This is a genomic window from Rhizobium sp. Leaf371, assembly GCF_001424045.1.
Taxonomy (GTDB): Bacteria; Pseudomonadota; Alphaproteobacteria; order Rhizobiales; family Rhizobiaceae; genus Ferranicluibacter.
Genome location: NZ_LMQB01000023.1, coordinates 350,795 through 362,501 on the forward strand (window position 1 = coordinate 350,795; position 11,707 = coordinate 362,501).

Below are 11,707 nucleotides of genomic sequence, written 5' to 3' on the forward strand. Positions count from 1 at the left end.
TATGGCTGACTTCTCCTTCATCGGCGACAAGACCGATCCCGGCTTCGGCGTCTACGTGCATTGGCCGTTCTGCGCGGCCAAGTGCCCCTATTGCGACTTCAACAGCCATGTCCGCCACCAGGGCGTCGATCAGGCCCGCTATGTCGCGGCCTTCCTGAAGGAGATGGAGGAAGCGCGCCGCCTGTCGGGCCCGCGCACCGTGACCAGCATCTTTCTTGGCGGCGGCACGCCTTCGCTGATGGATCCGGCGACGGTGGATGCCATCATGAACGGCATTTCGCGCTTCTGGCATGTTCCGGACGGCATCGAGATTACGCTGGAGGCCAACCCGTCGAGCGTGGAGGCAACGCGCTTCCGTGGCTATCGCTCGGCCGGCGTCAATCGCGTGTCCCTCGGCGTGCAGGCGCTGAACGACCGTGACCTGAAATTCCTCGGACGCCTTCACAATGTCGAGGACGCGCTGAAGGCGATCGGGCTTGCGCGCGACATCTTTCCGCGCATGTCGTTCGACCTGATCTACGCGCGGCCGAAACAGACCGTCGAGGACTGGGAAGCGGAGCTTAAGCAGGCCGTATCCTATGCCGTCGACCACCTGTCGCTCTATCAGCTGACCATCGAGGAAGGCACACCGTTCTTCGGCCTGCACAAGGCCGGCAAGCTGATCGTTCCCGATGGCGACCAGTCGGCGCTTCTCTACGAGGCGACGCAGGACATCACGGCCTCGATCGGCATGCCGGCCTATGAAGTGTCCAACCATGCGGCCCCGGGAGCGGAAAGCCGCCACAACCTGACCTACTGGCGCTATGGCGACTATGCCGGTATCGGCCCCGGCGCCCATGGACGCCTGACGATCGGCCGCGAAAAGCTGGCGACGGCGACCGAGCGCAAGCCCGAGACCTGGCTCGACCTCGTCGAGGCCAATGGTCACGGGATGATCGACCAGGAGGTGCTCGGCTACGACGAACAGTCCGACGAGCTGCTGCTGATGGGGCTGCGTCTGAAGGAGGGCATCGACCTCGTGCGCTGGGAGGCCCTGTCCGGCCGCGCGCCCGATCCGGAAAAGGAACGCTTCCTGATCGAGCACGGCTTTATCGAGCGGATCGGCAATTCCCGTCTGCGCTGCACCCCCTCCGGCATGCTGATCCTCGATGCCGTCGTCGCGGATCTCGCCTGCTGAACACCAGGGTTTCTGGATGTGGGGTGACCGGCCTTCAGGCCGGTCACGGGGAGATCAGGCCCATTCGCCGCCGCGCATGACGGGCACGCTCGTCCCATCCTCGCGAAGGCCGTCGATATCGACCTTGTCGGACCCGATCATCCAGTCGATATGGATGAGGCTGGCGTTGCCGCCCTGTGCGGCGATCTGTTCCTGACTGAGCGACGCGCCATCGAGGAAGCACTTCGAATAGCACTGGCCGAGCGCGATGTGGCACGACGCATTCTCGTCGAACAGCGTGTTGTAGAACAGGACGCCGCTGGCTGAGATCGGCGAGGAGTGCGGAACGAGGGCCACCTCCCCCAGGCGCCGGGCACCTTCGTCCGTATCCAGGACCTTGTTCAACACAGCTTCACCCTTCGACGCCTTGGCCTCGACGATCCGCCCGCCTTCGAAACGAACCTGAATGTCATCGATCAGTGTTCCCTGGTGCGACAGCGGCTTCGTGCTGGAAACATGGCCTTCCACGCGCAGCGCATGCGGCGTGGTGAAGACTTCTTCCGTCGGGATGTTCGGATTGCAGGTGATCCCGTTCTTCGCCGTTGAGGCGCCGCCGTGCCATTCGTGGCCATCGGCAAGACCCACGGTCAGATCGGTCCCCGGGCCTGTGAAGTGGAGCGCCGAGAAGCGCTCGCCGTTCAGCCAGGTCGACCGCTTGCGCAGGTTGGCATTGTGCTCCTTCCAGGCCGCAACCGGATCCTCGACATCGACGCGGGACGCCGCGAAGATCGCGTTGGCCAGCTTCTCCACGGCCACGTCTTCCGCGTCTCCTGGAAACATCTGTCGGGCCCAGGACGGATTGGGATAGGAGACGATGTTCCAGTTGATATCGAAGTTCGAAATCTTCTCCAGCGCCGGCTTATAGGCCATCGACATGGCCTTGTTCGCCCGCGCGACCTTGGCCGGATCCTGGGATGCGAGCAGCATGGGATTGTCGCCGGAGATCGCAAGACGCGCCGCATTGCCCGCATAGGCCTTCGCCATGCCCTCATAGAGCCAGTTGCTGGCCCGATCGAAGCTCTCGTCCGGCGCGTGCTCGTAACGCGCCAGCGTGCTTTCCTCGTCGGAATAGAACGTCGTCACCAGACCGGCACCGGCGAGATAGGCATGCTTGGTGATGAGCCGCACCAAGGGCAGCGCCGCGATCGGCGACGTGATCACCAGATCCTGTCCCCGTTCGAGCCCAAGACCGATCCTGACCGCCACTTCGGCCAGCTTCTCAAGTTTGCGGGCATCGATTGGCGGCGTGTGGGGTGTAGCTACTGGCATGTCGAACATCTTTCTCCAGGGAAACGAGGTTCGACGTTAGGATAGGATGCGGGCTATTTGAAGGGAAAACGACAGAGCGCCGGCCCTCCGCGAGCCGACGTCCACGAGGCAACGTCCGTCTTTTACCGGAAGGTGTTGACCGCTCGTCCGACAGTTGCCGCCTGTGCGACCGGCGCCGTTGTCGAGCTTACCAGCGTTGCAAACTTGCGCACCTCTGCCAGCGACGAATTGGCGATGAAGATCAGGTCGCGGTTCTGCAGGCTGAAGCTTTTCAGCAGGAAGAAGCCGTTCGGGTCCTTCAGGTCGATCTGGTAGATGACGTTGGTCGTCGGACCGGCCGATGCGACCCTGCCCGGCACCAGTCGCTGGACGAGCGCCGTCGGTTCCGTGCGATAGATGAAGACGCCGCGTGCATTGGCGCGATCGTCGTTCAGACCGCCGACTTTTGCCAGTGCCTGGTTGAGGAACAGCTGCGACTCGTCGAACTGGATGGACGCATTGCTCGTCGCCGCACCGAACACGGTGAAGCTCCGCGGCTGGCGGATCAGCGCGATCACGTCGTCCGACTGCACATAGATGTTTTCCGACGGATCCGAGATCAGCCGTTCCATCGGAATGGTTTCCGTGCGCTGACCGCGCGTGATCTGGACGGAGAGCTGGTGGGACTCGATGCGGGGGCCGCCGGCCATGGCGATGACGTCGAGCAGCTTTTCGCCGCGCGGAGACAGGGCGATGCGGCCGCTGCTGGCCACTTCACCCGTGACCGTGACGGTGTTGGATACATTCTTGACGACGCTGACAAGAACCTGCGGCTGGATGGCGATACGTGCCAGCGCATTCTCGATCGCGGCCTTGACCTGCTGCGGCGTGCGATTGGCAGCCTGCACAGTGCCGGCGTAAGGCACCGAGATCGTCCCGGATTCCGAGACCGGCTGTTCCGGTATCTCCGTTCCCCCCTTGACGGAGCCGCCCGAGAAAAGGCCGTCGGGCGACGCTTCCCAGATGGACACGACGACCGTGTCGCCGACACCGATGATGGACGAGCTGCGCTTGCGCGCGTTGCCGAGCTTGGCGGCAAGCTGCGTTTCCATGCCGCTGGAAAGAAGCGAGATGATGCCGGGGGTGACGGGGATCACCGTGTAGGGAGAATAGCTTTCCTTGGCTTCTTCGAGAATCTGGGCGGAGCTTGGTCCGGAACTCGGCATGACCGTGCAGGACGTCGTGGTCAGACAAATAACAGCCAGCGACACACTGGTAAACTTGGTCAAGAACGGCATGGGCACCCTCAAGCGCGGATCCTTCACGAGAAGTTGATCCACTCCCCCGAAATAGCGGTGTTGTTTTGGTTATCTCAACACCAACTCGTAAACAATGACTTCAAGGCCGTACCAAAGAAAAACAAACAGGCCACTGCAAAAAGAGCACAGTGTCTGAGGTCGGCCGCAGCCGGATCGTCATGCAGACGGATCGGCACGGAATCCTTTTATTTTAAGGCCTTGTCAAGCGCACGCGCCTTGGATGGCGCATCTTCGACAGCGTTCGGTTCCTTCCCGTTTCGATCGAGAAAGCCGATGAAACCGGCTTTGCTCCTTGGTTCCGGCCGTGGCTGACGATGGCCAGCATGGGCTTACCATCGGCGCCCTGGCGACGTCGAGCCTGCCATCATCGACCGGCTATCGACCGCCGGACGGCAGGCTTGCAGCCTGGTCGAGGCCGCTCGGCAGCCAGACGCACGTTCCGTTGTAAGTTTCAGCTATGACCAAACCGTGAAGATGGAGGGATAGCCCGGCGGAACGTCCCAAATTCGAACACGTCACGCTCCCGCCTTTGCACGTCCATTCTGCTGTTCCCCGGGATCGCGCGTTCCGATAGGGTCTTTTCAACGACCGCCGGGCGGGAGACGCCTCCTCGTCCGGAATGAAACGACCGCATGACCAACGAGCCGCTGATCGACCCGACATGACGTCCACATTGACCTACGCATTTCATATGCACGCCTGGAAGCGTGATGTGCTGCGCCGCTATTTTCCCGAGAGAACGTTCGTCTTCGTCCCTTTCTTTCTCAGCGAAACGCGGCTGCGTCGGGATTGGCTCGATCGGATCGATCTTGCCGCTGCGCCCGAGATCTTCGTCTGGAGCCTGAACCTGCCGGAGACGGTTTCGGCATTTGCGCATCGGCATGCGATCCCGATCCATGTCGTCGAGGATGGCTTCATTCGCTCGGCCGTTCCGCATGCCGGTCGCACCCCACCCCTGTCCCTGATCGTGGACAGCCGGACCGCCTATTTCGACAGCCGGACGCCATCCGACCTCGAAGACATTCTGCAGCATTATGACTTCGACGCCGACCCTGCTTTGATGGAACGGGCGCGTCGGGGAATGGAGGCGCTGCTCTTACAGGGGATCAGCAAATACAACGCGCCCGTCGATCGGGCCGCATTGCCCTATGGCGCCAAGGGCAGGCGCCGGGTGCTCGCACTCGGCCAGGTGGATGGCGATGCGTCGATCCGCTACGGCTGCCCCAGTCCCGTGACCAACGAGGAGATGGTCCGGCGGTCGGTGGCCGAGAATCCCGATGCGGAGGTCATCTACAAGCCGCACCCCGATGTCCTCAGCGGCGTGCGCCGTTCGTCCGCAAACCTGTCCGAACTCGCGCGGATCTGTACGGTGCTGACGGAGCGCATCCCGATGTCGCGCGCTTTCGAGACGATCGACCATGTCTATGCCATCACCTCCCTCGCCGGATTCGAGGCGGTCATGCGGCGGTTACCCGTCAGCGTCCTGGGCGTGCCCTTCTATGCGGGATGGGGCCTGACGGACGATCGGCAGAGCGTGGGGCGCCGGACACGCCAACTGACGGTCGAGCAGGTCTTTGCTGCGGCATTTCTTCTATACCCACGCTATTTCGAGCCGGATACGGGAGCGACCACGACATTGGAGGCCGTCATCCGGGATCTCCGTCGCCCTGTCGCGCCGGCCTTCGCCCGTCGGAAGCCGCCGGCATGGCCATTGTCAGGCCCTTACGGGGCGATGGGTTGGCGCCATGCTCTCACGCCGATCGTCGCCGCGGCCGTCAGGCGCGTCGCAACGTCCGAGGATGTGGACTACTATCGGCACTACCCGATCGACTTCTTCCGCGAGCGACCGGAGCGGGCCTTTCGCATCATCGGACGGCTGCTCTACCCTTTCGATGACAGTCCGGATCGAGAGGCCGCCTGAAGCCTGTCGCGCAAACGTGTGCAGCGGTTGTGCGGTAATGACAGGCGTCAACAAGGACCGAAAGCGCAAGGAGGAGATCTGAAAGATCGCGAGACGCCTTGGGCGCCTTGGCCTCTCCCGCCTGACGTCCCGACGCTCGCTTGCCGTCCTCTGCTAGTCCTGCGCCTGCGGCATCGGCATCAGCGTGAAGAGTTCCTGCGCCAGCTTGACGCCACGCAGCGCGTAGCGGCCGATCGAGACGACCTCCCTGTCGCCCGGCGGCGGGGCGCCAGCGACGAAGGGCGAGGACATGACGACCGTCCGATCGACGAAGCGGCAGAGCGACGCAATTCGGCTGACCTCGTTGACGGCGGGACCGATGACCGTGAAATCGAGGCGGTCCGCGCTGCCGATATTGCCGTAGAACACATCCCCGATATGCAGCCCGAGATAAACTTCCGTCGTCGGGCGCCCTTCCATGGTGCGGCGCGCATTGAGATCCGCAAGTTTGCCGCGCAGGCGCCGCTCGGCATCGAGCGCCCGGCGGCAGGCATCCTCCCGTTCTTCCGCCTTGAAGATCGCGAGCGTGCCATCGCCGATCAGCTTCAGCACGTTACCGCCGGCTTCGTGGATGGAGGTGATGACCGCATCGGCGTAATCGTTGAGGAACGGGATGATCTCGTCCGGGGCGAGGCTCTCGGTGATGCGGGTATAGTTCTGCAGGTCGGAAAACCAGAGCACGGCCGAGATGCGCTCGGCCTTGCCCCGGGTGATGCGCCCCTCCAGCACGTGGCTTGCCGCATCTTCGCCGAGATAGACCTCCGCGATCGTGCGGGTGACGCGGTTCAGAGATCCCGCCTTGATGGCCAGTGCCAGCACGGGCACAAGGGACCGCAGGGCCTCCACGCCCTCATCGGTGAAGCCGTCCTGGTCGGCCGTCGTCCAGTGCGAATAGAAGCAATCCATATCGCCGATATGGCTATCCGGCGAGAAGCGCTGGATCATGGCGATGTAATCGCGATGACCTTCCGCCAGCAGCGTGTCGAGCGCATAGAAATCGGTCGGGTCGCCGAAGCCGATGCGGCGGCGCAGCTCGTTGCCGTTGGTCTCGCGCAGGTGATGGAAGGACGACCGCTTCCAGTTTTCTTCCGAAACGCCCTCGTTCGTCGGGCCGTATTCGAACATGCCCTTGCCGGGCTCGCGACTGTCCCACTGAAACGCGCGCCCCTCATAGACCGGGTGAAGCGTGTCGATGAGCGCCAGTCCCCGGTCGATCGGCAGCCCGGCGGCGCGGAGATGCTCGCAGAAGCCGCGCATGATCTCCATCTCGTCGGAACCCTTGAGACCCTGTGTCGTCAACCATGCGGAGATGCGTGCGATTTCGCCTGCGTCCATATCCGCCCCTCCCTGTAGCCGTCGTCGTGATGCCGCGGTTCCCGGTCGCTCGTGATCGAAACGGAACGGCGAAAAAAGGAACCGAGGGCGCCGGGTTCTACTGCATATTCCGTCAAACCGGAATCGTTTTCAGCCCGAATTCGGAAAGGCCGATGACCATCGAGGGAGCGCCGAGGCTTTAAGCGTCCTTCGACGTGTAGAGCGCGCGAGAGCGTTCGAGGTGGCGCAGCATGGCCTGCTCCGTGGCATCGGCGTCGCGGGCGACGATACAGTCGATGATGGATCTGTGCTCGGCGAGCGTGATCGTTTCCTTACCGGTCCAGATCAGCATATGCGTGTGATAGCCCCGCAACCAGGCCAGCATGGCTTCGCTGACGGCAACATAGATCGGATTTCCGGAGATGCGGGCGATGCGGCTGTGAAACTCCATGTCGGCAGCGATGAAGGCCGAGGCATCCTCCAGTGCCGCTTCCTGGCGGTCGAGGATGAGATTGAGATCCACGATATCGGCGTCCGTCGCCCGGGTTGCGGCCTCCCGCGCCATGCCCCGCTCGAAGAAAATGCGCGCGCTTTTCAGATGCTCCAGCGTGTCGGAGGATTTCGCCAGCATCATCTGGGCGGTCGTGTCCACCTGGCGCAGGATCGAGCGGGCCGTGAGCTCCAGCACGCGCGCCCGCTCGCCGTGGGAGATGACGACGAGGCCCATATTGGCCAGAGCCTGCATCGCTTCGCGGATGGCCGGTCGACCGACACCGAACCGCTCCATCAGCTCCCGTTCGGACGGCATTTCGTCGCCGGGATTGAGTTCGCCGGACGTGATCATCGCCTGCAGGCGGGAGAAAACCTCGTCGGACAGTTTTCGGCGCGTGATGGTCTCGGTCGGCTGGCTCATGAAATCCCGGTCGGTTGTTCAACCCTTGCATCTTCGCATGCGTACGGCGCCGGGAAAAGCGGAACGCGCGCGCCGCGATGCTTTCTCCCGATATGCAGTTCGTTCCGAATTGAGCGGGGGTCATCCCCGCCAATTTCTCCGACCCGATATCTTGCGTGATTGTTATACTCATTATACCAGTTCATCAACAGGGATCCTGCGAAGCGTGGATCGAGCCGGGGAAGACAAGCCGATGATCACCGTGACCTACCGCATCGAGACGACGGGCAGCGTCGACGCCATGGCTGCGAAGATCGCAAGCGATCAGTCGACCGGGACATTCGTGCCGGTTCCGGGTGAAACCGAGGCGCTGAAGGCCCGCGTTGCCGCGCGCGTCACCGCGATCCGGCCGCTCGAGCCCGCGAAAACGCCGAGCTGGCCGGAGGCACCGGCCGGCCACGGGACGATCCATCGGGCCGATGTCGATATTGCCTTTCCTCTCGATGCCGTGGGAACCGACCTCTCGGCGCTGATGACGATCGCGATCGGCGGCATCTTCTCGATCAAGGGCATGACGGGGCTCCGCGTCGTCGATCTCAAGCTGCCGCCGGAGTATGGCGCGGCCTATCCGGGCCCCCAGTTCGGCTTGCCGGGCAGCCGGCGTCTCACGGGCGTCGAGGGCCGCCCGATCATCGGCACGATCGTCAAGCCGGCACTCGGCCTTCGGCCGATGGAGACGGCAGAGCTGGTGGGGGAGTTGATCGGTTCGGGCGTCGATTTCATCAAGGACGACGAGAAGCTGATGAGCCCGGCCTATTCGCCGCTGAAAGAGCGCGTCGCCGCCATCATGCCGCTGATCCTCGATCACGAGCAAAAGACCGGCAAGAAGGTCATGTATGCCTTCGGCATTTCGCACACCGACCCGGACGAGATGATGCGCAACCACGACATGGTGCTGGCGGCCGGGGGCAACTGTGCGGTCGTCAACATCAACTCGATCGGCATGGGCGGCATGGCTTTCCTGCGCAAGCGCTCCGGCCTCGTGCTGCACGCCCACCGCAATGGCTGGGACGTGCTCACCCGGCATCCCGGCATCGGTTTCGACTTCAAGGTCTGGCAGCAGTTCTGGCGGCTGCTCGGCGTGGACCAGTTCCAGATCAACGGGATCGGCGTCAAGTACTGGGAGCCGGACGAGAGCTTCGTGGAATCCTTCAAGGCCGTGTCCACGCCGCTGTTCTCGCCGGCGGATTGCCCGCTTCCCGTGGCCGGATCGGGGCAATGGGGCGGGCAGGCGCCCGAGACCTACCGGCGCACCGGACGCACGACCGATCTTCTCTACCTCTGCGGCGGCGGCATCGTCAGCCATCCCGGCGGCCCCGCTGCCGGCGTCCATGCCGTTCAACAGGCCTGGGAGGCGGCCGTTGCCGATATCCCATTGGAGACCTACGCGCTCGACCATCCCGAGCTTGCCGCATCCCTGAAGACTTTTGGCGGAAAGGATGCCTGACGTGGTCGCACCCCTGCTTCTCAGCTACTACGGCGACGACTTCACCGGCTCGACCGACGTCATGGAGGCCTTGGCCTCCAGAGGCGTAGAGACCGTTCTCTTCCTGCGCATACCCGATGACGCGCTGTTGCAGCGCTTCGCCCATTGCCGCGCCATCGGCCTTGCCGGCACCAGCCGCAGCGAGACGCCGGGATGGATGGACGATGAACTGAAGCCGGTCTTTGAATGGCTGGAAGCCAGGGAAGCAGCCATCTGCCACTACAAGGTCTGCTCGACCTTCGATTCTGCTCCGACGGTCGGCAATATCGGCCGGGCGATCGAGATCGGGCTCGACGTGTTTCGGCAGGACATCGCGCCTCTCGTCGTCGGCGCGCCGCAACTGAGACGATACACCGCTTTCGGCCATTTATTTGCCGGCTACCAGAAGGATATCTTCCGCATCGACCGCCATCCGGTCATGAGCCGGCATCCGGTAACGCCGATGAACGAGGCCGATCTGACGCTGCATCTCGGGCGCCAGACGGCGCTGCCGATCGCCTTGGCCGATCTGACCGCGCTGACAGACGCCGGTGTGGACGCGCGGGTCGCGACGATGGCCGGCAAGGGCATATTGATGCTGGACGTGGACGGGCCGGAGACACAGAAGGCTGCGGGCGCACAGCTTCTCCGGCTGGCCCAGCGCGGGTCCCGGTTCATGGCGGGCTCGTCGGGCATCGAATACGCGCTCCTTCAGGCCTGGCAGGCCGAAGGGCTTGTCGAGGGCGTGCGGGCGTTTCCCTCACCAGGCCGAGCGGACAGGATCGCGGTCGTCTCCGGCAGCGTCTCGCCGACCACGGAACGTCAGATCCGGCAGGCGACAGGTGCCGACGGGTTCGACGGCGTGCCGCTCGACCCTCTTGAACTTCTCGGGGAGAATGGCGAGTATGTGATGGGCCGCGCGGTGGAGGCTGCCGAGGCAAGCCTTGCTGCCGGCCGCAGCGTCATCCTGCACACCGCCCTTGGACCCGAAGCCGACCGGGGTGGCGAAATCGATCGGGTGGCCGGCAGCCGGCATCGTCTCGGCCAGATGCTTGGCCGGATTCTGCTGCGGCTGATCGAGACGCAGGGGCTGGGGCGTGCCGTGATCGCGGGCGGCGACACGTCGAGCCATGCGCTCGGTGCGCTCAAGGTCGATGCGCTGACGACGTTGCTGCCTTTGCCGGAAACACCGGGATCGCCGCTCTGTACCGCACATGGTCTCCACGCCCCGACCAACGGCTTGCAGATCGCCTTGAAGGGCGGACAGGTCGGACGCGACGGCTATTTTGCCCAGATCCGCGATGGGCATGCGACATCAACTGGTTGACTCATTATACCAGTTATCGTTAGATGCTCCGACAAAACGGGATCAACACACATGACATCGATCGCACTTTTCGGCGCCGGCGGCAAAATGGGCACGCGGCTTGCCCGCAACCTCATCGGCTCGCGCTTCGACATCCTCGATCGCACTTTTCGGCGCCGGCGGCAAAATGGGCACGCGGCTTGCCCGCAACCTCATCGGCTCGCGCTTCGACATCCGCCCCGTGGAGGTGAGCGAGGCCGGGCAGGCGCGGCTGCAAGCCGATCTCGGGCTCACCTGCCTTCCCATGGAAGAGGCGCTCGAGGGTGCCGAGGTCGTGGTTCTCGCGGTCCCCGACACGGCCATCGGCAAGGTCGCCTCGGGGATCATCGACAAGCTCGCGCCGGGCACCATGGTCGTCGTGCTCGATGCCGCCGCCCCCTTTGCCGGCCATCTGCCGGAACGGGCCGACATCACCTATTTCGTCACCCATCCCTGCCATCCCCCGATCTTCAACGACGAAACGGAGATGGCGGCGAAGAAGGATCATTTCGGCGGCATCGCCGCCGAGGTGGCAAAAACCATCTGGGCGCCGGTGATGCGGTCGCATCGGGTGACGGTCGAGCAGATGGCGATCCTCGAGCCCGGCCTGTCGGAAACCGTCTGCGCCTCGCTGCTCGTCGTCATGAGCCAGGCGCTGGACGAATGCGTGAAGCGCGGCGTGCCGGAACAGGCGGCGCGCGACTTCCTGCTCGGCCACATGAACGTGCTCGGCGCCGTCATCTTCAAGGAAGTGGACGGCGTGTTCTCGGATGCCTGCAACAAGGCAATCGAGTTCGGCATCCCCGCGCTGATGCGCGACGACTGGAAGAACGTCTTCGAGCCGCAGGAAATCGCCGAGAGCATTCGGCGGATCACCTGAGCGCCCGC

9 protein-coding genes are annotated in these 11,707 nt (G+C 63.7%); 5 read left to right on the forward strand and 4 right to left on the reverse strand.

The genetic code is table 11. The features are described from left to right. Position 1: 1 nt before the first annotated feature. A complete protein-coding gene (hemW, locus tag ASG39_RS12390) occupies positions 2-1,177 on the forward strand; it encodes a radical SAM family heme chaperone HemW (RefSeq protein WP_062595286.1) in 1,176 nt (391 codons plus the stop codon). Between the two features lie 54 nt (positions 1,178-1,231). Here hemW and ASG39_RS12395 read toward each other — a convergent pair whose 3' ends face one another. Both ASG39_RS12395 and ASG39_RS12400 read right to left on the reverse strand, forming a co-directional pair. After that, the gene (locus ASG39_RS12395) at positions 1,232-2,485 is read right to left on the reverse strand and encodes an aminopeptidase (protein ID WP_132534859.1); all 1,254 of its coding nucleotides are present in this window, start codon (positions 2,483-2,485) and stop codon (positions 1,232-1,234) included. A 122-nt stretch (positions 2,486-2,607) separates the two neighbouring features. Further along, positions 2,608-3,762 carry a polysaccharide biosynthesis/export family protein gene (locus ASG39_RS12400; protein ID WP_082477199.1) on the reverse strand — a complete coding sequence of 385 codons (1,155 nt, stop codon included), beginning with the start codon at positions 3,760-3,762 and terminating at the stop codon, positions 2,608-2,610. A 694-nt stretch (positions 3,763-4,456) separates the two neighbouring features. Between ASG39_RS12400 and ASG39_RS12405 the strand changes: the two genes are divergently transcribed. Next, positions 4,457-5,704, forward strand: coding sequence for a capsular polysaccharide biosynthesis protein (locus ASG39_RS12405; RefSeq protein WP_244481216.1), 1,248 nt, complete (start codon positions 4,457-4,459; stop codon positions 5,702-5,704). A gap of 153 nt (positions 5,705-5,857) precedes the next feature. On the opposite strand, the gene ASG39_RS12410 is transcribed toward ASG39_RS12405, so the two are convergent. Both ASG39_RS12410 and ASG39_RS12415 read right to left on the reverse strand, forming a co-directional pair. Beyond that, on the reverse strand, positions 5,858-7,078 hold the full coding sequence (locus ASG39_RS12410; protein WP_062595290.1) for an adenylate/guanylate cyclase domain-containing protein: 1,221 nt from the start codon (positions 7,076-7,078) through the stop codon (positions 5,858-5,860). 178 nt (positions 7,079-7,256) lie between these two features. Continuing rightward, positions 7,257-7,970: a transcriptional regulator NanR gene (locus tag ASG39_RS12415; RefSeq protein ID WP_062595291.1), complete on the reverse strand. Its 714-nt coding sequence runs from the start codon at positions 7,968-7,970 to the stop codon at positions 7,257-7,259. 232 nt (positions 7,971-8,202) lie between these two features. Here ASG39_RS12415 and oiaX point away from each other — a divergent pair, with 232 nt between their 5' ends. From oiaX to ASG39_RS12430, 3 genes are all read left to right on the forward strand, one after another. Next, complete coding sequence (gene oiaX / locus ASG39_RS12420; protein WP_062595292.1) at positions 8,203-9,456, forward strand: 3-oxo-isoapionate-4-phosphate decarboxylase OiaX; 1,254 nt, start codon at positions 8,203-8,205, stop codon at positions 9,454-9,456. 1 nt (position 9,457) lies between these two features. Further along, positions 9,458-10,801, forward strand: coding sequence for a four-carbon acid sugar kinase family protein (locus ASG39_RS12425; protein WP_277995967.1), 1,344 nt, complete (start codon positions 9,458-9,460; stop codon positions 10,799-10,801). A gap of 100 nt (positions 10,802-10,901) precedes the next feature. After that, positions 10,902-11,699, forward strand: coding sequence for a phosphogluconate dehydrogenase C-terminal domain-containing protein (locus ASG39_RS12430; RefSeq protein WP_277995968.1), 798 nt, complete (start codon positions 10,902-10,904; stop codon positions 11,697-11,699). Positions 11,700-11,707: the final 8 nt, after the last annotated feature.

Coding starts and splice junctions, on each gene's coding strand:
- ASG39_RS12395 (WP_132534859.1), bottom strand. CDS start 2,485: ATGCCAGTAGCTACACCCCACACGCCGCCAATCGATGCCCGCAAACTT.
- ASG39_RS12410 (WP_062595290.1), bottom strand. CDS start 7,078: ATGGACGCAGGCGAAATCGCACGCATCTCCGCATGGTTGACGACACAG.
- ASG39_RS12415 (WP_062595291.1), bottom strand. CDS start 7,970: ATGAGCCAGCCGACCGAGACCATCACGCGCCGAAAACTGTCCGACGAG.
- ASG39_RS12400 (WP_082477199.1), bottom strand. CDS start 3,762: ATGCCGTTCTTGACCAAGTTTACCAGTGTGTCGCTGGCTGTTATTTGT.
- oiaX (WP_062595292.1), top strand. CDS start 8,203: ATGATCACCGTGACCTACCGCATCGAGACGACGGGCAGCGTCGACGCC.
- hemW (WP_062595286.1), top strand. CDS start 2: ATGGCTGACTTCTCCTTCATCGGCGACAAGACCGATCCCGGCTTCGGC.